Source organism: Pseudomonas marginalis (genome assembly GCF_008692035.1).
GTDB classification, from domain to species: domain Bacteria; phylum Pseudomonadota; class Gammaproteobacteria; order Pseudomonadales; family Pseudomonadaceae; genus Aquipseudomonas; species Aquipseudomonas marginalis.
Genome location: NZ_VTFG01000001.1, coordinates 1,289,410 through 1,308,304, shown reverse-complemented (window position 1 = coordinate 1,308,304; position 18,895 = coordinate 1,289,410). Strand labels below are relative to the sequence as shown.

16 protein-coding genes are annotated in these 18,895 nt (G+C 63.2%); 7 read left to right on the top strand and 9 right to left on the bottom strand.

Features of this window, described 5'->3' with window-relative positions; all coding sequences use genetic code 11:
- Positions 1-32: 32 nt before the first annotated feature.
- From FX984_RS05635 to FX984_RS05620, 4 genes are read left to right on the top strand one after another with little or no spacing between them, the layout of a single operon-like run.
- Positions 33-1,898 (top strand): phytase, encoded by a 1,866-nt coding sequence (locus FX984_RS05635; RefSeq protein WP_146478362.1) that lies wholly within the window; start codon positions 33-35, stop codon positions 1,896-1,898.
- 47 nt (positions 1,899-1,945) lie between these two features.
- Positions 1,946-2,638 (top strand): protein TolQ, encoded by a 693-nt coding sequence (gene tolQ / locus FX984_RS05630; RefSeq protein WP_092357273.1) that lies wholly within the window; start codon positions 1,946-1,948, stop codon positions 2,636-2,638.
- A gap of 14 nt (positions 2,639-2,652) precedes the next feature.
- Positions 2,653-3,099 (top strand): protein TolR, encoded by a 447-nt coding sequence (tolR, locus tag FX984_RS05625; RefSeq protein ID WP_027607142.1) that lies wholly within the window; start codon positions 2,653-2,655, stop codon positions 3,097-3,099.
- On the top strand, positions 3,096-3,866 hold the full coding sequence (locus FX984_RS05620; protein ID WP_027607141.1) for an energy transducer TonB: 771 nt from the start codon (positions 3,096-3,098) through the stop codon (positions 3,864-3,866). Before tolR ends, FX984_RS05620 begins: the two co-directional genes overlap by 4 nt.
- Positions 3,867-3,871: 5 nt before the next feature.
- Here FX984_RS05620 and FX984_RS05615 read toward each other — a convergent pair whose 3' ends face one another.
- The 6 genes from FX984_RS05615 to FX984_RS05575 form a co-directional block, all read right to left on the bottom strand.
- On the bottom strand, positions 3,872-5,992 hold the full coding sequence (locus FX984_RS05615; protein WP_115488257.1) for a TonB-dependent receptor: 2,121 nt from the start codon (positions 5,990-5,992) through the stop codon (positions 3,872-3,874).
- Positions 5,993-7,079: 1,087 nt separating this feature from the next.
- On the bottom strand, positions 7,080-8,024 hold the full coding sequence (locus FX984_RS05595) for a D-isomer specific 2-hydroxyacid dehydrogenase family protein (RefSeq protein WP_027608701.1): 945 nt from the start codon (positions 8,022-8,024) through the stop codon (positions 7,080-7,082).
- Positions 8,021-9,190 carry an acyl-CoA dehydrogenase family protein gene (locus FX984_RS05590; protein WP_092356668.1) on the bottom strand — a complete coding sequence of 390 codons (1,170 nt, stop codon included), beginning with the start codon at positions 9,188-9,190 and terminating at the stop codon, positions 8,021-8,023. Before FX984_RS05590 ends, FX984_RS05595 begins: the two co-directional genes overlap by 4 nt.
- Positions 9,191-9,229: 39 nt before the next feature.
- Positions 9,230-9,913: a peroxiredoxin-like family protein gene (locus FX984_RS05585; RefSeq protein WP_092356671.1), complete on the bottom strand. Its 684-nt coding sequence runs from the start codon at positions 9,911-9,913 to the stop codon at positions 9,230-9,232.
- Complete coding sequence (locus FX984_RS05580) at positions 9,910-11,274, bottom strand: LLM class flavin-dependent oxidoreductase (protein ID WP_146477977.1); 1,365 nt, start codon at positions 11,272-11,274, stop codon at positions 9,910-9,912. The genes FX984_RS05585 and FX984_RS05580 overlap by 4 nt, the downstream gene beginning before the upstream one ends.
- Before the next feature lie 11 nt (positions 11,275-11,285).
- Complete coding sequence (locus tag FX984_RS05575) at positions 11,286-12,260, bottom strand: ABC transporter substrate-binding protein (protein ID WP_146477979.1); 975 nt, start codon at positions 12,258-12,260, stop codon at positions 11,286-11,288.
- Between the two features lie 396 nt (positions 12,261-12,656).
- On the opposite strand from FX984_RS05575, the gene FX984_RS32390 reads away from it, so the two are divergent.
- Positions 12,657-12,818 carry a hypothetical protein gene (locus FX984_RS32390; RefSeq protein WP_155954390.1) on the top strand — a complete coding sequence of 54 codons (162 nt, stop codon included), beginning with the start codon at positions 12,657-12,659 and terminating at the stop codon, positions 12,816-12,818.
- Between the two features lie 68 nt (positions 12,819-12,886).
- Here the strand turns inward: FX984_RS32390 and FX984_RS05570 are convergent, their stop codons facing one another.
- Both FX984_RS05570 and FX984_RS05565 read right to left on the bottom strand, forming a co-directional pair.
- The gene (locus FX984_RS05570) at positions 12,887-14,470 is read right to left on the bottom strand and encodes a rhodanese-related sulfurtransferase (protein WP_098479259.1); all 1,584 of its coding nucleotides are present in this window, start codon (positions 14,468-14,470) and stop codon (positions 12,887-12,889) included.
- Complete coding sequence (locus tag FX984_RS05565) at positions 14,467-15,078, bottom strand: cysteine dioxygenase family protein (protein WP_027608695.1); 612 nt, start codon at positions 15,076-15,078, stop codon at positions 14,467-14,469. Before FX984_RS05565 ends, FX984_RS05570 begins: the two co-directional genes overlap by 4 nt.
- Positions 15,079-15,294: 216 nt before the next feature.
- Here FX984_RS05565 and FX984_RS05560 point away from each other — a divergent pair, with 216 nt between their 5' ends.
- Together FX984_RS05560 and FX984_RS05550 are read left to right on the top strand one after the other, a co-directional pair.
- Positions 15,295-16,200 carry a LysR family transcriptional regulator gene (locus FX984_RS05560; protein ID WP_027608694.1) on the top strand — a complete coding sequence of 302 codons (906 nt, stop codon included), beginning with the start codon at positions 15,295-15,297 and terminating at the stop codon, positions 16,198-16,200.
- A 735-nt stretch (positions 16,201-16,935) separates the two neighbouring features.
- Positions 16,936-17,730 carry a class II aldolase/adducin family protein gene (locus FX984_RS05550; protein WP_027608693.1) on the top strand — a complete coding sequence of 265 codons (795 nt, stop codon included), beginning with the start codon at positions 16,936-16,938 and terminating at the stop codon, positions 17,728-17,730.
- A gap of 73 nt (positions 17,731-17,803) precedes the next feature.
- Here FX984_RS05550 and FX984_RS05545 read toward each other — a convergent pair whose 3' ends face one another.
- A complete protein-coding gene (locus FX984_RS05545) occupies positions 17,804-18,886 on the bottom strand; it encodes an LLM class flavin-dependent oxidoreductase (RefSeq protein ID WP_098479260.1) in 1,083 nt (360 codons plus the stop codon).
- Positions 18,887-18,895 lie beyond the last annotated feature (9 nt).

Here is an 18,895-nt window from a genome sequence, read left to right as displayed (position 1 = left end):
ATCTCCATTGTTTTTGAAGGATTTGCTTGTCCATGAGAATTTCCAAGCTGTACCTGCTGATTGCCCTGGTCACCAGCGGCCATGCGTTCGCCGCCGACCTGGCGCTGACCCCGTGGGCACCCAGCCTGAAGGCCGAAGCCGTGGGCTTCCTGCCCAACACCACCGAGCGCCTGGCCGCCAGCACCCGCGACGGCCTGCAACTGCTCGACAGCCAGGGCGCCGAGCTGGCGCGTTTCAAGGGTAACTTCAGCAGCCTCGACACCCGCGCCGCAGGGGCCCAGGTGCTGGTCGCCAGCCTCGACAACGAGCGCCAGCAGGCGTTGCTGATCAGCCTGGACAGCGCCGGCAAAAGCTGGGGCAAACCGCTGTACCTGCCGACCCGCGACTACCCGGTAAATGGCCTGTGCCTGTACCGCGATGCAGCGGCCAACCTGTTTGTGTTCCTGGTGGGCGAAGAGGGCAAGGGCGAGCAATGGCTGGTGGGCAACGGCTCGACGCTGCTCACCGACCCGCAGCGTGTACGGGGTCTGCCGCTGCCACCGTCGGCGCAGTTCTGCCAGGTGGACGATGCCACCCAGCAGTTGCTGGTGAATGAAGAGAATGTCGGCTGGTGGGCCTACCCGGCGCACCCGGAAGCCGAGGTGAAACGCACGCCGGTGGCGCTGTTCGACACTCCCAGGCGCGAAGCCGGGGCCATGGCGCTGGTACCCGGTGGCCTGGTTGCGCTGGACCCGAAGACCGCCCGGTTACACCTGTTCCAGCACACCGGCGAGCGCTGGGTGGAGCAATCGAGCCTGGGCCTGCCGGGCCTGAAAGAGCCGGAGCAATTGGCGCTCAATGGCCGCCAGTTGCTGGTGCGCGATGATGACAGCGGCACGCTCTACCAGGCCAGGCTCGACTGGCAGGCCACACCTGTGGCGGCGGCTGCAGTGCTGCCGGAAGTCGCGGCCTTGCGCCAGAGCGACCCGGTCGGCCGCCAGGGCGACGCGGCGGATGACCCGGCGATCTGGATTCACCCGCAAACCCCGGCCAACAGCCGTGTGCTTGGCACCAACAAGAAACAGGGCCTGCTCGCCTACGACCTCGACGGCAAGCTGTTGCAGGAACTGGCGGTGGGCCGCCTGAATAACGTCGATGTACGCCCCAACTTCAAGCTTGGCGCGCAAACGGTGGACCTGGCCGTGGCGAGCAATCGCGATCACAACAGCCTGAGCCTGTTCAGCATCGACCGCCAGAGCGGCGAGCTGCGTGAGGCCGGTGAAGTGCCCACGCCGCTAAAGGAAATCTATGGCATCTGCCTGTTCCAGCCCGCCAGCGGCGAGATCTACGCGATTGCCAACGGCAAGGACGGCACCTTCCTGCAATACCGCCTCAGTGCGCCGGACGGCCGTGTACACGGCGAGCTGGTGCGCCAGTTCAAGGTCGACAGCCAACCCGAAGGCTGTGTCGCCGACGACCAGCGCCAGCGCCTGTTTATCGGTGAGGAAGACGTCGGCGTGTGGGCGGTGGATGCGCGCGCCGATCAACCGGCGACGTTGACCAGCGTGATCAAGGTCGGCGCGCAATTGCATGCGGATGTCGAGGGCCTGGCGCTGTACCAAAGCGATAAACATGACTACCTGGTGATCTCCAGCCAAGGCAATGACAGCTACCTGGTGGTGGATGCCGAACCGCCGTTTGCCGTGCACGGCGGCTTCCGCGTCGGCTTGAACGCCGCCGCCGGTATCGACGGTGCGTCGGAAACCGATGGCCTGGAAGTCACCGCCATCAACCTCGGCGGGCCATGGAGCCAAGGCATGCTGGTGGTGCAGGACGGGCGCAAGCGCATGCCCGAGCAGACCCAGAACTTCAAGTTCGTGCCCTGGGCCGAGGTCACCCGCGCATTGAAATTGCCGTGAACCGTCATCAACCGGTCATCACTTTTTAATCGAATGGGAGATTCACTATGCACGCGACGATGGAACATATGACGATCTGGGGTTTGATCAGCGACGCCAGCCTGTTGGTCAAGGCTGTCATGCTCACCTTGCTGTTGGCGTCCTTGCTCAGCTGGTACCTGATTATCCAGCGCGGCAGTGTGCTGCGCCGCCTGGAGCGGCAGTTGAATACGTTTGTGCAGCGCTTTCGCGCCGCGCCGGATCTGCAGGCACTGTCCCGTGAGGTCCAGCAGGCGGGCGAGGGCGGCATTGCGCCGATCTTTATCGCCGGGGTCCAGGAATACCAGCACCTGCACAGCCATGACCCGGCGGTGCTCGAAGGCGTGGAGCGGGCCTTGCAGGTGGCGATCACCGAGCAGGAAATCGAACTGGAAAAGGGCCTGCAATTTCTCGCGACCGTGGGTTCGGTCAGCCCGTACATCGGCCTGTTCGGCACGGTGTGGGGCATCATGAATTCCTTTATCGGCTTGTCCCAGGTGCAACAGGCGACGTTGTCCACCGTAGCGCCGGGCATTGCCGAAGCCTTGATCGCCACGGCCATCGGCCTGTTTGCGGCGATCCCGGCGGTGATCGCCTATAACCGCTTCGCGGCGCGCGGCCAGACCCTGCTCACCCGTTACTACGCGTTTGGCAATGAGCTGCAGGTACGCCTGCACCGCACCCTGCGCGGTACGTCGATCAACCTGGCCGTCGCCGCCTGAAAGGAGCAACTCCCATGTTAGTCAGGCCGCAACGCAAGCACGGGCCCAAGGCCGAGATGAACGTGGTGCCGTATATCGACGTGATGCTGGTGCTGCTGGTGATCTTCATGGTCACCGCGCCGATGCTGACCCAGGGCGTGAAGATCGACCTGCCCAAAGTCGCCGCCGAGGCGTTGGCCACCGACACCCGCCAGCAGATCCTCACGCTGTCGGTAAAGGCCGACGGCGGCTACTACTGGAACCTCGGCGGCGAACTCGATACCCAGCACCAGACCGACAGCGCCGTGAGCCTGGATGAAATGGGCGCCAAGGTCATGCAGGTGGTGGCGGCGCGCAGCGACACCCAGGTCTATATCCGCGCCGACGACAACGCCGGTTACGGCCGTGTGGTCGCGGCCATGGCGGTGTTACAGAAGGGTGGAGTCAGTAACCTGGGGCTGGTGACCGAGGCCCCGCAATGACGGCGATGATCATGCACAGTCCCACCCTGACGATGGCGCCCCGGGATGCTTCCGGGTTTTGGAGAAACAGCCTCGCCGCCAGCCTGGCGGTGGCCCTGCACGTCGGCGTGCTGGCCGCGTTGATGCTGGGCTGGTCGACGGAGAAGCCCGTGGTGGATGCCCCTCGGGTGATGCACACGCAGTTGGTCATGCTGCCACCGGCGCCAGCACCCGAGCCTGAACCGGTGGTGGCTGCCCCCGCACCGCCGGAACCGGTGGTGATACCGGTGCCGGTGCCGGCAAAGCCCGTGGTCGACCCGCAGGTCCAGGCGCAGAAACTCGAGAAAGCCGCCCTGGCGCGTAAACGCGTCGAAGACAAGAAAATCGAGCAGCAGGAACGCCTGGCCAGCGAACAACGCAACCGCGAGCTGGAACAACAACGCCTCGATCAGCAACGCCTGGCCGCTGAAAAAGCCCGGGCAGCCACCCCCGGGCCAGCCCCGGCGCCGGCCTTCGACAGCCGCCAATACCAACCCCTGAGCAAGGAGGCACCGGACTATCCCGAGCGCGCCCTGGACAAGAACATCGAGGGCGACTGCACCTTGGAGTACAGCGTCAACACCCAAGGCCGCGTGGAAAATCCCAAGGTGCTGGACGGCTGCCACCCGTTGTTTATCCGGCCTTCACTGGCGGCGGCGAACACCTTTCGCTACCAGCCGAGGATCGTTGACGGCAAGGCCGTGGCCGTACCGGCGGTGCGCAATACCTTCCACTACCGCATCAAGTAACGCACTCAGAGGTCATAGCGCACCGACAGCAACAGCGTGCGCGGATCGTTGACCGAGTAATAACGGGCGCCGCTGGACGGCACATAGCCCACCGATTGCGGGTAAGCGCGGTCCAGCAGGTTTTTCACCGCCAGGGTGGTGGTCCAGTGGCCGTCGCCGCTGATGTAGCGAGTGTTGGCGTTCCAGAAGGTTTGCTGCGGCACTTCCTGGATGTCGTCGTTCAGCGCGTTGGCGTAGGACTTGGTCTGGAACTGCGCATCCGTGCCCGCCAGCCAGGTGCCCGGCAGGCCTGCGGGAATGGTGTAGTTCAGGCCGACACTGGCGTTCCAGCGCGGCGAGAACACCAGTTGCTTGCCATTGGCATCGACCCCGGCACCGCTGGCGTTCTGGAAGTCGTCGTACTGGCTCTCCAGGTAGCCGAGGTTGGCGCTCAGTTGCAGGTCGCGGCTCAGGGCGGTGAGGGTTTCCAACTCGACACCGTAGGTGTGGGCCTGGCCGACGTTGGTGCGCAGGCTCACCCCCAGCGCCGGGTCGTAGGCGTTGGTCTGCAGGTCTTTGTAGTCGTTGTAGAACAGCGCGACGTTGGCCCGCAGGCGCTGGTCGAAGAAGTCGCCCTTGAAGCCGGTTTCCCAGGTGGTCACGTCTTCCGGCGAAAACGCCTGCTCGGCGGCGGCGCGGGTCGGCGCACGGTTGTCGTATCCGCCGGCCTTGAAGCCCTTGGCGACGTAGGCGTACTGGTTGAGGTGCGGCGTCCAGGCATATTCGAAGCCGATTTTCGGGCTGGTGGACTGCCAGGATTTGCTCGACTCGGCCGCGAAGTTGGTGCCGGTAATCTGCCGGTCGGTATTGATCGCGTAATTGGTGAACTCGAAGTTCTTGTGTTCGCGGGTAAAGCGCAGGCCGGCGATCAGCGACAGCTGCGGGGTGATCTTGTAGGTGCCCTGGCCATACAGCGCGTAGCTTTCGGTGTTGGTGGTGCTGTACTGGCCCTGGCCGATCACCCGGTTGCGTGCGATGGAGTAGGTGAGGTTGTCGCGGTCGGCATCGAAGCGTTCGCGGTACAGGTACAGGCCGGTGCTGAAGCTGAAATCGTCATAGTCGCCGTTGAGCTGGAATTCCTGGGTGGCGTAGTTCTGCTTGTAGAGGATCAGGTTGTTCTGGATCAGCGCGGCCTGCCCCGAGTTGTCGTAGTCCACCGGCTGGTTGAAGGACGACCAGGCAGTGACCGATTTGACATTCAAGTGATCGTTGATCGCATAGATCGCGCGCAACACCGAACTGCCCTGGTCAAGGCGGTTTTTCGGGTCGAGGCTGCTGTAGCTCTTGAACTTGTCGAAACGGCCGTTGGCGTCGAACGGCGAGTAGCTGGTGGTGTCGCCACGGTCAAAGGTGCCGGCCAGGGTCAACTGCACATCCCAGGGTGAATCCTCGGGCTTGTAGCGCAGCTTGCCGCGATAGGACTGGATATCGACGTTGTTCACATCCTTGCCCCGGGTCGGGTTGGACACCGTGCCGTCGCGGCTCAGGCGGAGCGCCGAAAAGCTGCCGAACAACGCGTTGTCCACCAGCGGGCCGCTGATCAGGAAACGGCCGTTCTGCGCATTGTAGTTGCCGGCACCGAGCTCGACGAAACCACGGGTTTCCTGGTTGGGGTCGCGGGTGATCACGCGGATCGCCCCGGCGCTGCTGTTGCGCCCGTACAGGGTGCCCTGGGGGCCGCGCAGCACTTCGACGCGCTCGACGTCATTGAAGTCGAGCATCGAGGAAATCGCCCGTGGGATGTACAAGTCGTCGGCGTACACCGCCACGGCGGCTTCCTGGATCGGGTCGGTTTCACCGATGCCGCGAATGCCATAGGTCTGGGCGCTGTAGGAGATCGACTGGCGGCTGAGTGTCAGGTTCGGCACCTGGCCCGACAGATCGCGCACGCTGCGGATCTGCTTGTCGTCGAGGCTCTTCTCGTCGAAGGCGGAAATCGCCAGCGGGGTTTTCTGCAAGTCTTCACTGCGGTGCTCGGCCGTGACATTGACCACCGGCAGCGCGGCGTCATCGGCGTGGGCGTACGCGCCGAACAGGGCGAGGGAGACAGCAAGGGTGAGGCGATTGGGCGCGGCGATGTGGCTCATGGTAGGTCCCTGAGAAAGTGGTGGTTCAGGCAAGGCCTCCACCTGGTCAGGGGTCGGTGCTGGACATAACAATATGGATAGGAAAGACGTTCGTAAAAGTCTGTTTTGTTATATGCTCATTATTAAAGATATGCAGTTAATTTTTATTTATGATGCGTATATCTGATGATATTTCTCGCCTGGCCGCATAGCCAGATGTGGGGCTTGCCCCCGTGGCGGCCTTCGGGCCGACCATGTCGTTGGCTTTGACCGAGTACATATCCGTTGCTGCGGTAACGGCTGCCTATGGTTCCGCTCTTACAGCGGCTCACTTTTGGAGGGACCCAAAAGTAAGCAAAAGGTCCTCGCCCCAACACTCGGCACCTCGCCTAGGCTCGGTGTGCCCGAACGAAGGCTTTGGAGCGTGGGCCGCCGCGATGGGCCATCCTTGGCCCAGCGCGGCTAACCCGGCGTCCTGCCGGGTTACCCACGCTCCAAAGCCTGCGTTCGGCCAGCGTGTTTGACGGGGCGATTTGAGATCAAAAGCCGAAGCGCGGCGGCCTTAGAGCCGACCGGAGTTGGGTCTGGTGTACTCGGTAAATGTGGGAGGGGGCTTGCCCCCGATAGCGGTGAGTCAGTCAACCCAAGTATCACTGACCCACCCTCATCGGGGGCAAGCCCCCTCCCACATTTGGATCTCCATCCAGCAGGCAGACCTCAGCCTGCTTTTGCTCTGCTTTTGCTCTGCTTTTGATCCTAGGCGCCCCGTCAAACACGCTGGCCGAACGCAGGCTTGAATCCGTGGGTAACCCGGCAGGACGCCGGGTTAGCCGTCCTGGGCCAAGGATGGCCCATGACGGCGGCCCACGGATTCAAGCCTTCGTTCGGGCACACCGAGCCTAGGCGAGGTGCCGAGTGTTGGGGCAAGAGCCCTTTGGTTACTTTGGGGCTTTTCCAAAGTGACCCGCCGTAAGGGCGGAACCCTAAGCCGCCGTTACCGCAGCAACGGATATGTACTCGCTCAACTCCAACGACATGGTCGGCCCGAAGGCCGCCATCGGGAGCAAGTCGAATCGTCGCACCGCCCCTCCGACATTTTTGAACAGCGTCAGGCGTTAGCCAGATTCGCCAGTTCAACCCCTGAAACGTAGCGCTCCAGATTCGCCAAGAACGTATCGGCAATCTCGTTGCGGCTATTGGTCGAAATCGCTGACGTGTGCGGCGACAACCGTACCCGTGGGTGGCTGTACAGCGGGTGCCCGTCCGGCAAGGGCTCCGGCTCGGTCACGTCGAGCGATGCCAGGCCGATCTGGCCGTTATCCAGGGCCTCCAGCAACGCCTCCTGATCGAGCAGGCCCCCACGTGCGATGTTGATCAGGTGCAGGCCCGGCCTGGCGCTGCCCAGCACATCGCGGTTGATGATATGCCGCGTGGCGTCGGTCAGTGGCGCGGCCACCACCAGGTGGTCGGCGCGGGCGAACAGGTCGTGGATGTCCTGGGCGGCGTCCACGCCGGCGCCGAGCGGTGCCTGGCTCTGACGCAGCGCGACCACCTTGATGCCCAGGCCCAGGGCTTTTTGTGCCAGGCTTTCACCAATCGCGCCAAAGCCAAGGATGCCCAGGGTGGTGCCCTTGAGGGGGCGCAGGGCGGTGAAGTTCCATTGCGAGTCCTTCACCCAGATGTCCGGCAAATGCTTGGAAGCGGCAAAGATCGCTGCCAGGGCGAACTCGGCCAGGTTGTCAGCGGCGCTGCCTCGGGAGGTGGTCACCGGCGGGCCGTTGAACAGCCATTGCGGGTAGAAGTCGATGCCGGACGATACCAAATGCACCCATTGCGCGCCGTAGGGCCAGCCCGGTGGCGGGGTGTCCGGTGCGGTGTAGCCGCGCACGTTGATCGGGCGCAGCAGCAGGATATTCGCCTGGGGCGGCAGGTCGCTTGGCACGCCTGCCGGCACGCCGATCACCTGGGCTCCGGGGTGGATCGCAGTGAGGCGCGCGCGGATCACGTCGTTGTAGTCTTCGTCCAACTGGCTGGCGATAATCACCTGGGTCATGTGCGTTCCTTCTGGCGTTGGGCGAACACGGCTTTACCCACGCCCTGCAGCACCGCATCGTTCTGCGGGGTATGCACACGACTGCACAGCACATCGCGGTAGTGGCGTTGCAGCGGGCTATGACGTGACAGACCGGGGTTGCCGGAGGCCTCGATGGCCAGCTCCACCGCGCGAATAGCGTTGTGGGTGACCAGGTACTTCAACTGCGCGGCGTTGGCGGCCGGGGTGTGGCCGTCGGCGGCGGCGTCGAGCAGGCTGCGGTTGGCGAACAGCAGGGTGTCGATATGGCCGACGGTTTCCTGGAAACGCGGCAGTGTCGACAGCGCCGCGCCGAGATTGGATGGCTGGCGCTCTTCCAGCCAGTTCACCAGCCAGTCCCGCGCAGCCTGGGCCACGGCGTCATACACCGAGGACAGCAGCACCGACATCCACAGGAAACCCTCGGCATCCAGTTCCGGTTGCGGCGCGCTCCAGGGGCTGACGCTGACGGCGTGGTCCAGTGGCACCAGCACATTGTCGAGCACCACTTCATGGCTGCAGGTGGCGCGCATGCCGAGGTGGTCCCAGGTGTCGATGATGCTTACGCCGGGGCTGTCCTTGGGCACCAGCCAGGCGCCCACCAGCGGGTCGGCGTCATCGCTGCGCGCCCATACGCTGAACCAGCTCAGGCCATGGCTGCCGGTGGAGTAGATCTTGCGCCCGCTGATGCGCCAGCCCTCGGCAGTGCGCACGGCAGTCGTCGCCGGCAGCCCGCCACGGGCCGGGGTGCCGAGGTCGGGTTCGACGCGCAGGGCATTGATCAATGCACCGTCGCGCACCGCGTCCTCGGCCACTCGGGTACGCAGGTGGGGCGGCCAGGTCTTGCTGTCTTGCAGGCGCGTGTGTTGCAGGTATTGCATCACCAGGATCAGTGCGGTGGACGGTTCGCCCTTGGCAATCGCACTGATCGCCTTGCGCGCCTGGGGCAGGCTGGCACCACCGCCGCCGAGGGCCTTGGGCACGGTGAGGGCGACCAGGCCATGGTCGTGCAGCCGCTGGAAGTTGGCATGGGGGAAGGCGCCGCTCTCGTCATACAGGTGCGCGGTGCCGGCCAGCTCGGTGCTGAGGCGTTCGAGCAGGGCCTCGAAGTTGGCGACCTCCACGGAGCGTAGAGACGGTTGGGTCATGAGAATGTACTCGGTCAAAATGTGGGAGGGGCGCTGGGCCTAGATGGCGATGCGTACAGGCTGTTGGCCCAGCAAGCGCTCCACCACCTGCACCACCGGCTCGGCTTCGGTACGCACCAGCCAGTCCGGGCTGACGTCCACGAACGCCACCGTGCCGTCCTGGGCAATCACCACCACGGTCGGTTGCGGCAACTCCCAGGTTCCCGTACCGGTGGTTTCACCGATGTGATTGCCCTTGGCCAGGGCTGCATTGCGCGAGGCTTCGTCGAAGCTGTAGAGGATGCCCAAGCGGCGACCGAGTTGGTTGTCCGGGTCGCTGGCCACCCGCAATTGCAGGGCGTGGCGGCTCTTGATCTCAACCAGGCGTTCAGGCACTTGCGGGCTCACCGCGACCAGGGGCACGCCTAGTTCTCGCAGGCGTGGGTAGAGTTGGCGTTCGTAATAGGGCAGGGCGATATTGCACGCCGGGCAGCCGGCAAAGCGGAAGAAGATCAGCACCGCCGGGCCGTCGGCCAGCAATCGTTCGCGGGTCAGTTCGCCGCCTTCCACAGTGAGCAGGGTGAAGGGGTCCAGCTCATCGCCGATCTGCACGTAGTCGTCTACCCGTGCTTCATCCACCAGGCGCTGGCGCTGGTCGATATTGACCTGCAACGCCGCCGGTGCCCAGGTGGCTACACGTTCGGCGTGCAGCGCCGCCAACTGACGGTTGAGGGATTCGCTCATGCCAGCGCCTCCTGTTGCGTTTCGACCTCGGCAGTGACGCTGTAACGGTTGGCCGGCACGTCCAGGCCAAGGTTGTCGCGCAGGGTGTGGCCGGTGTATTCGCTACGGAACAGGCCACGCTGTTGCAGCACCGGCACCACCAGTTCGGTGAAGTACTGCAAGCCGTCCGGCAGCACCGAGTTGATGATGAAACCATCGCTGGCCCCGCGCTCGAACCAGGTCTGGATCGCGTCGGCGACTTGCTCCGGGGTGCCGACAAAATCACGCTTGGGCCGCGAGAAGCGCAGCGCCACTTCGCGCAGGGTCAGGCCTTCGTCCCTGGCCAGTTGCTTGATACGGTCGGAGCCGCCTTTCTGGCTGTTGGCGCCCAGGTCGCCGAGCTCCGGGAAGGGCGCGTCCAGCGGGTACTGGCTGAAGTCATGGTCGTTGAACGGGCGACCGAGGGCGACGATGGCATCTTCCACGGTGACCAGCTCCACGGCCTGCTGGTAGCGACTTTCCACTTCGGCCTCGTTGCGGCCGACAATCGGGCGGATGCCCGGCAGGATCGACAGGCTGTCGGCGTCGCGGCCAAAGCCTTTGGCGCGGCGTTTGAGGTCCTGGGTATAAGCCAGGCCTTCTTCGATGCTTTCCACATGCACGAAGATGGCGTCAGCGTTCTGCGCCGCAAAGTTACGCCCGTCTTCGGAGGTGCCCGCCTGGAAAATCACCGGCTGGCCCTGGCGCGAGCGTGCAATGTTCAGCGGGCCTTTGACCGAGAAAAACTCGCCTTTGTGGTTCAGCGCATGCAGCTTGCCCGGGGTAAAGAATTCACCGCTTTGCTTGTTGTAGGCAAAGGCGTCGTCTTCCCAGGAATCCCACAGGCCCTTGACCGTGTTCAGGTGTTCCTTGGCGATGCGGTAGCGCACGGCGTGGGGTGGGTGCTCGGCTTTACCGAAGTTGTCGGCGGTGCCGCTGAGCCACGAGGTCACCACGTTCCAGCCGGCGCGCCCGCCGCTGATATGGTCCAGGGACGCGAACTGGCGCGCCACCTGGTAGGGCTCGGTGTAGCTGACGGTCACGGTGGCCACCAGGCCGATATGCGTGGTCAACGCGGCCAGGGCCGAGAGGATGGTCAGCGGTTCGAAACGGTTGAGGTAATGCGGGCTGGACTTGGCGTGGATGTGCAGGCTGTCGGCGATGAACACGAAGTCGAACTTGGCCGCTTCGGCGAGTTCGGTCTGCTGCTTGTAGAAGCCGAAATTTGTACTGGCATTCGGTTGCGCCTGGGGATGGCGCCATTCGCCCCAGCCGTGTCCGACACCGTGGACCATGGCGCCCAGTTTCAAATGGCGGGGTTTCAATGGATGTGGCGTGCTCATGTTCTGCTCCTTCAGCGTGATGCTTGGTTGTTGGGGGCGCGCTTGGCGTTAAAGCTCGTGTCGAAGCCCTGGGACACGTCGATGTGCCGGGGCAGCAGGCCTTCTTGCTGGTAGGTGTCGGCGGTGGCCTGCAGGCCACTGATCACGCTGTCGTCAATCAGCACCGGGCTCAGGCGGGTTTCCTTGGCCACGGCCACATGCACGGCCAGCGGCAGCCCGGTGATTTTGGCCTGGGCGGCGGCGTACTCGTCGGGGTGGGTATTGGCCCAGGCGTAGGCGCGGTCGACGCGGGCGACAAAGTCGTCCAGCTGCGTGCGCTTGTCGGCGATGGCCTGGCGGGTGGCGGCGAGGTACAGGTGGTTGCTCAACAGCGTGTTGCCGCTGGCCAGGATCCGCGCCTGGCTTTGTGAGGTGACCACGGTGGTGTAGGGGTCCCAGGTCGACCAGGCGTCGACGGTGCCGTTATCCAGCACCAGGCGCGACTCGCTGGGCAGCAGGAAAATGAACTGCACATCCTTAGTGGTCAGGCCGGCCGTGGCCAGGGCCTTGATCGCCAGGTAGTGGCCGATGGAGCCGCGGCCGGTGACGATTTTCTTGCCCTTGAGGTCGGCCACCGTCTTGATCGGCGAATCCTTGGGCACCAGCAGGGCGGTGGTGTTACGCCCTTCGGCGTGGATGATGCTGACCACCTTGAGCGAGGCGCCGGCGCCAAGGGCAAACACGTAGGGCGCATCGCCCAGGGCACCGATATCCACGGCACCGGCATTCAAGGCTTCGCCCAGGGGCGAGGCGGACGGGAATTCCGACCACTGGATTTCATAGGGCACGTTTTTCGTTTCGCCGGAGACTTCCAGCAGCGTCTTGATCGTCGATTTCTGATTGGCCACCCGCAGCGGTTGCAGGTCGGCGGCGTGGGCGCCGGTGGCCAGGCCAAGGGCCAGGGCGGTGCCCAGGAGCAGGCGTTTGAACGGAGTGAAAAAGACCATGGGATGCAGGCTCCAGGCAGATCGAAAAAGGGTTCGGCTACCTCCGCCTGGAGAAGGGGTCGGTGAGGAGTTCACGTTATGCCCATAAAAACCTGCTGTGAAAGTCTTTTTGGTTATATGTTAATTATGAAAAATATTAAGATAATTTGTTATCTAATATGCGTTTTATGTATTTTTAAAGTGCGTAATTGCGGCTGGGGTGCCTGGGTTTCCAAAGGGACGGTGCCAATCGCTCTCAGCGCAGGTTTGCATAGTGCGAAGTTGTCTAGGCCACTGTCATTCTTCACAGGTGTCCAGGCGTTGCGCCGGGCAGAAAATGACAGTACGCAGCCAAGTCAGCTGTGAGTAAACGATGGGGGTATTTTTACCCTCTCAGCGAACCAGTGAGGATTCGTCATGTTCAAATTATTGGCAACCACATGCGTCATGTTCAGCCTGTTGCTCGGCGCCCAGTTCAGCGTGGCCTCGCAAATGGAGGCGGGTGTCCACGCCATGCAGTCTCAGTTGAGCGGTAGCTCGGGGACGGTTTCTTGCACCGACACAGAAGAAAGAAAGTAACGCAGTACCCCCACCCCATCAGCCTGGGGTAGCGCCTGCTCCCGCAATGGGGGCAGGCGTGCCTGGGGTCAAATGACGTAAAACCCATGGGTCCCATCACGGGCCAGTTGCTCCACCAGACCGAACTCCCAATCCAGATAAGCCTGCATGGCTTCCTTGGGGTTGTCGGTGCCTTCGTACGGCCGGCGGTAGCGGTCGATGCGCGGCGAGGCCAGGTGGGTTTCGCCTTCTTCCAGTGGCAGTTGCGCGTTGATCCAGGCGGCGGTGCCGTCTTGCAGCAGGAACACCTGTTTGCCGGTGATCGCTTCGACTTCGGCCACCGCCAGGCGCGCCAGTTGGCTGCTGCCGCAGGTCAGCACATAACGCTGGGCGGCGGGTATCTTGGCCAGGGCCTCGGGCAGTTGCGCACGCAACGCCCACCAGGCGCCGGGGATATGGCGTTTGACGTAGTTGGCGCTGGCGGTGAAGTCCAGCACCACCGTGTCGCCATGGGCGAGCCATTCGGCGAGGGTATGCGGGCTGATCAGTTCGGCCTGGGGCGGCGCGGGCACCGGGGCGACCCAGGCGCCTTTCGCGCTGAAATGCGCTGCCTGCAGGTCATCCAGCACATGCACCTCCCAGCCCAGTTGGGCCAGCCAGGACGCGGACATATTCGCCCGCACGCCATCGTCGTCCGCCAGTACCAGGCGTGCCCCGCGCACGCTGGCGACATGGTCGGTTTCCTGTACCAGCTGGCCGCCGGGTGTGGAGCGTGCGCCGGGCAGGTGGCCGGCTTCGAATTCTTCCGGGGTGCGCACATCGAACAGGTAGGTGGTGCGGGTGGTGTCCTGCTGCCAGGCTTGCAGGTCGGCCAGGGTGGCACGACCGACGCGGGCCTTGTCGGCGACGCGGCGGGCATCGACGGCGGCGATCTGGCGATGTTCTTCCGAGGTCGGGGCAAAGCGCCGCGACTGGCCGTGGGCGAGTTTCTGCCCGGCGAGGGTCCAGCCGATGGTGCCGTTGCGCAGCGCAGACACCGGGTTGGCCACGCCGGCATTGATCAGCGACTGGGTACCGATAATGCTGCGGGTACGCCCGGCGCAGTTGACGATGATGCGGGTGGCCGGGTCGGGCGCCAGTTCGCGCGCGCGTAACACCAACTCGGCACCGGGCACGCTGATGCCGGTGGGGATGCTCATGGTTTGGTATTCGTCGAAACGGCGGGCGTCGAGCACCACCACATCGGCCTGGCTGTCGAGCAGCGCCTGCACTTCTTCAGCGGCGAGGGACGGCGTGTGGCGCTCGCTTTCCACCAGCTCGCCAAAGGCCTTGCTCGGCACGTTCACATCGATAAACAGCTCGCCACCGGCCCGGCGCCAACCGTCCAGGCCACCTTCCAGCAGGCTGACCTGGGTGTAGCCCAGCGCAACCAGGCGTTCGGCGGCACGGGCGGCCAGGCCTTCACCGTTGTCGTAGACGGTGACCTGGGTATCGCGGCGTGGAATGCGCGAATACACCTCCAGTTCCAGCTTGGACAGCGGGATATTCGCCGCGAACAGCGGGTGGGATTCGGCAAACGGCGCTTCTTCGCGCACGTCCACCAGGGCGACTTCTTCACGGTCCAACAGGGCCTGGCGAATCCGGGCAAAGCTACGGGTCGATACGGTGGTCATAGGGCAGGGCTCTTTTCTTTGGACAAATCCCAGATATTCGGGAGGAAGGCATTGGAATAACCGGAGATAAACAGTTTCTCGCTGCCGTCGGGCTGGTACACCGCACGGCGCACCGCGCCGATATTGGCGCCGTACACATGAATGCTGATCGACACCTGGTCGCTGTGGGCATTGCTCACCTGGTGGATGTCGCCGACCTTGGGAGACACCGCTTCGACCTGGCCCGGCACCAGTTGAATCGGCTGGCCTTCGGCGACCAGGCTGCCGTCGGGTGCGCGTTGGAAGCCTTGGGAGAACTCTGCGCCGCGCAGCATGCCGATCAGCCCCCACACCCGATGGTCGTGGATCGGCGTGCTTTGCCCCGGCCCCCAGACAAAGCTGACGATGCTGAAACGCTGGCGCGAATCGGCATGCAGCAGGAACTGCTGGTAGCGCTCGGGGTCGGGTTGGGCAAATTCATCGGGGAGCCAATCGTCATGGCTGACCAGTTGCGCCAGCAGCTTGCCGCCACGGTGCAACAGGTCGCCTTCCCGTGGGTTGCCGTCGATCAATTCCGCCAGGGCGCCTATGAAGGCTCTGAGTCTCTCGGGGTGTCGGGCCTGGGTCATGGCACTTCCATCGTGTGGTCGCAGGGATGGGGTTATCTAAGCATAATGTTTATAGTTAATATGCTATTTTTTAATGATTAGCTTATAGCTGAAGGTAATTTAGAAGCGGTCTGAATAGCGTTAGACGTTATCGATTGCAGCGCGGGCTATTCACGCCACGTTCCTGCAACTATGCTTTACACACATCTTAATGACTGTTCTCTATGTGCGGCCCAAATGAAAATTGACGATATCGATGCCTTTGTCGAAGTGATTCGTTGCCAGTCCATCAGCCATGCCGCCGAGTCGTTGCAATTGACCCAGCCGGCCATTACCCGCCGCGTGCAGAACTTCGAGCAGGCGCTGGGCGTGGAGCTGTTCGACCGCAACACCAAACCCCTCAAACCGACGTTGATCGGCACCCGTGTCTATGAGCAGTGCCGGCTGATCCTGCGCGAGATGGACGCCCTGCGCGAGCTGGTGGCCACCGACGCACCGCCCACCGGCCTGCTGCGCCTGGGTGTGCCGCAGACCATCGGCGACGTGGTGCTGTTGGACGCGCTCAAGCACCTGCGCAGCGAATACCCTGACTTGCGTGCCCAGGTCGCCACCGGCTGGGGCAGCCAGTTGGTGGGCAAGATCGAACGCGGCGAACTGGATGCGGCGGCGGCGCTGTTCCCGGCAGGCAAGATCTTCCCGGACAACATCGTCGGCGAGTCCATCGGCAAGATGGAACTGGTGGTGGTCTGCGCCAAGGCCCAACTGCCGAAGAAACCCTGCAAGCTGGCCGATGTGTACCAGAATGGCTGGGTCCTCAACCCGGACGGCTGCGGCTTCCGCGCCGGCTTGCAGCGCACCTTGTCCGATCAGGGCCTGGCCCTGCGGGTCAACCTGGAGACCTTCGGCACCGAACTGCAACTGGGCCTGGTGGCCGACGGCCTGGGCTTGGGCCTGGTGCCACGGCCGTTGCTGGAACGCAGTGCGCACCGTGAGCAGCTGGCGGTGATGCCGCTCAAGGATTTCAAGCCGGTGATGGACCTGTGGCTGATCTACCCGCACTTCCTGGGCAACCTGCAGGGGCCGGTGGATGCGTTTGGCAAGCGGGTGGCGGCGTCGCTGCATAAAGTCCGCGACGCCGCGTAACCCTGTGGGAGGGGGCTTGCCCCCGATGACGGCCTCTGGGCCGACCATTTTTTTGGATTGGACCGGGTACATATCCGTTGCTGCGGTAACGGCGGCTTAGGGTTCCGCCCTGACGGCGGCTCACTTTGGAAAAGCCCCAAAGTAAGCAAAGGGCTCTTGCCCCACCACTCGGCACCTCGCCTAGGCTCGGTGTGCCCGGAATCCGACAGTGATTTGGGGGGCCGCCGCCACGCGCCATCCATGGCGCGGGGCGGCTAAACCGGCATCCCTGCCGGTTTACCCCCCCAAATCACTGTCGGATTCCGGCCAGCGTGGTTAACGGGGCGCCTGAGATCAAGATCAAGATCAAGATCAAAAGCAAGATCAAGGGCGGCTCGCTTCGCATCGGTGTTAGCGTTGCGGGAGATACTCATGGCCATCGGGGGCAAGCCCCTCTTATCAAACTTAAAATAACTGAATGATTTTAGAGGGTTAGAATTTCACCCTGAAGTCTTGAGTCTTGCCTGAACAATTTCAGGCGACCGCATTCTTGTGGCAAGCCCGCTCGCCACAGTTTGCTGCGCGACAGCGCTGCGTCGAAGAGGTCGTGGGATCTACCACATTTGCCCTGAATTATTGGTAAGGGTTATATGAAAAAAAATAATAATTAGCTTAGATTAAAATGTGCTTTTTATTATTTTTGGCCATCCCCTAGGCTTGCCTGGAAGTCCTTAAGGCCATCCAGGAAGTTTTGCCATGAGCAGCGTCACCTCGATCACCAATCTCACCAGCAATGTTCGCCAGCGCGTTACCCCGCAAGAGTGGGAGGTGCGCGTCAAACTGGCCGCCGCTTATCGCCTGGCTGCCTTGTACAAGTGGACCGACCACATCTATACCCATTTCTCCGCCCGCGTACCGGGGCCGGAGGAGCATTTCCTGATCAACGCCTTCGGGTTGTTGTTCGATGAAATCAGCGCGTCCAACCTGGTCAAGGTCGACCTCGACGGCACTATCGTCGATGACCCTACCGGCCTGGGCATCAACTACGCCGGTTATGTGATCCACAGCGCGATCCACGGCGCACGCCATGACCTGCAGGCGGTGCTGCACACCCACACCCGCGACGGCATTGCGGTGTCGGCGCAGAAGGACGGCCTGCTGCCAATCTCCCAGCACTCCATTGGTTTTTCCGGGCGCGTGGCGTACCACGGGTATGAAGGCGTGGCCCTCGACCTGGACGAACGCGAGCGGCTGGTGGCGGACCTGGGCGACAAAAGCGTGATGATCCTGCGCAACCATGGCTTGTTGACCGCCGGCGTCAGTGTTGAACATGCGTTTGCGCAGCTGCAACAGTTGGAGCGCGCGTGCAATATCCAGGTGGCGGCGCAGGCGGCGGGGAATGCGGAGTTGATCTTCCCGCCGGCCGAAGTGGTGGCGAAAGTCGAACAACAGGCCAAGGTGTTTGCCAGTGGCGAAGGACCGGGGGTGGCGCGGCATTGGAATGCGCTGATTCGGCAGTTGGAGCGGACTGATACCGACTACAAGAACTGATTTCGAACCAGGTGAAAATCAAAATGTAGGAGAGGGGTTGCCCCCTCCCACATGGGTTTTGTGGTGTTCTTGCTCACGCGACCTGTTTGGCCTGCTCGCGTTCAGCAATCAACTGCCGGGTGAGGGGGATCAACCGCTTGCCATAGTCGATCGCATCATTGAGCGGATCAAACCCACGGATCAGGAAGGTGGTGATGCCGAGGTCGTAATAATCGACCAATGCCTCTGCCACCTGTTCGGCGGTCCCCACCAACGAGGTGGAATTCCCCTGCGCCCCCAGCAACCCGGCAATCCCCGTCCACAAACGCTTGTCCAGCCGCGAGCCCTGCGCCGCCGCCGCCAGCAACCGGCGCGAGCCTTCATTCGGCGGTTCACGCCGCACAAAGCCATTCTTTTCGGCCAGCTCGGTGGCCTGTTGCAGGATGCTGTCGGCACGGGCCCACGCCTGTTCTTCGGTCGCGGCGAGGATCGGCCGCAGCGACAGGCTGAAGCGAATCGTGCGCCCATGCCTGGCCGCTTCGGCGCGCACCTGGGTCACGATCTCGCGTACCTGCTCATAGGTTTCGCCCCACAGCGCGTACACATCGGCATGCTTGCCCGCCACTTCAATCGCGGCCTTGGACGATCCGCCAAAGTACAACGGGATATGCGGCTGCTGCGGCGACTTCACCGCGGAGTGGGCGCCTTCGACCTGGTAGTAGGTGCCGGCAAAGTCGAAGGGCTGATCGCTGGTCCATTCCTGGCGGACCACGCTCAGGTATTCATCGGTGCGCGCGTAGCGTTCGTCCTTGCCGATATGGCTGCCATCGGCGCGCAGTTCGCGGTCGTCGCCGCCGGTGATGATATGCACGGCGGTGCGCCCGCCATTGAACACATCGAGGGTGGCGAACTGGCGGGCGGCCAGGGTGGGTTGGGCGAAGCCCGGACGGTGGGCGATCAGGAACTGCAGTTTTTTCGTCACGCTGGCGGCATGGGCGGCGATCAGCGTGCTGTCCGGGCTGTTGGAATGGAACGCCACCAGCGCGCGGTCGAAACCGGCTTCTTCGTGGGCGCGGGCCACGGTTTCCACGTAGTCCGGTTGCAGGGTAGGGCCGCTGCGCGGGTGGATCTCGGAAGCGTGGTGACCGCCGATATAGCCGATGAATTCAATGCTCATGGTCTGTCC

What these genes read in the sequence shown, in the direction of transcription:
- FX984_RS32390 (WP_155954390.1), top strand. Translation starts at nt 12,657, where the DNA reads ATGTTCAAATTATTGGCAACCACATGCGTCATGTTCAGCCTGTTGCTC.
- FX984_RS05585 (WP_092356671.1), bottom strand. Translation starts at nt 9,913, where the DNA reads ATGAGCGAATCCCTCAACCGTCAGTTGGCGGCGCTGCACGCCGAACGT.
- FX984_RS05615 (WP_115488257.1), bottom strand. Translation starts at nt 5,992, where the DNA reads ATGAGCCACATCGCCGCGCCCAATCGCCTCACCCTTGCTGTCTCCCTC.
- FX984_RS05545 (WP_098479260.1), bottom strand. Translation starts at nt 18,886, where the DNA reads ATGAGCATTGAATTCATCGGCTATATCGGCGGTCACCACGCTTCCGAG.
- FX984_RS05635 (WP_146478362.1), top strand. Translation starts at nt 33, where the DNA reads ATGAGAATTTCCAAGCTGTACCTGCTGATTGCCCTGGTCACCAGCGGC.
- FX984_RS05590 (WP_092356668.1), bottom strand. Translation starts at nt 9,190, where the DNA reads ATGACCCAACCGTCTCTACGCTCCGTGGAGGTCGCCAACTTCGAGGCC.
- FX984_RS05570 (WP_098479259.1), bottom strand. Translation starts at nt 14,470, where the DNA reads ATGACCACCGTATCGACCCGTAGCTTTGCCCGGATTCGCCAGGCCCTG.
- tolR (WP_027607142.1), top strand. Translation starts at nt 2,653, where the DNA reads ATGTTAGTCAGGCCGCAACGCAAGCACGGGCCCAAGGCCGAGATGAAC.
- FX984_RS05560 (WP_027608694.1), top strand. Translation starts at nt 15,295, where the DNA reads ATGAAAATTGACGATATCGATGCCTTTGTCGAAGTGATTCGTTGCCAG.
- FX984_RS05580 (WP_146477977.1), bottom strand. Translation starts at nt 11,274, where the DNA reads ATGAGCACGCCACATCCATTGAAACCCCGCCATTTGAAACTGGGCGCC.
- FX984_RS05595 (WP_027608701.1), bottom strand. Translation starts at nt 8,024, where the DNA reads ATGACCCAGGTGATTATCGCCAGCCAGTTGGACGAAGACTACAACGAC.
- FX984_RS05550 (WP_027608693.1), top strand. Translation starts at nt 16,936, where the DNA reads ATGAGCAGCGTCACCTCGATCACCAATCTCACCAGCAATGTTCGCCAG.
- FX984_RS05565 (WP_027608695.1), bottom strand. Translation starts at nt 15,078, where the DNA reads ATGACCCAGGCCCGACACCCCGAGAGACTCAGAGCCTTCATAGGCGCC.
- FX984_RS05575 (WP_146477979.1), bottom strand. Translation starts at nt 12,260, where the DNA reads ATGGTCTTTTTCACTCCGTTCAAACGCCTGCTCCTGGGCACCGCCCTG.
- FX984_RS05620 (WP_027607141.1), top strand. Translation starts at nt 3,096, where the DNA reads ATGACGGCGATGATCATGCACAGTCCCACCCTGACGATGGCGCCCCGG.
- tolQ (WP_092357273.1), top strand. Translation starts at nt 1,946, where the DNA reads ATGCACGCGACGATGGAACATATGACGATCTGGGGTTTGATCAGCGAC.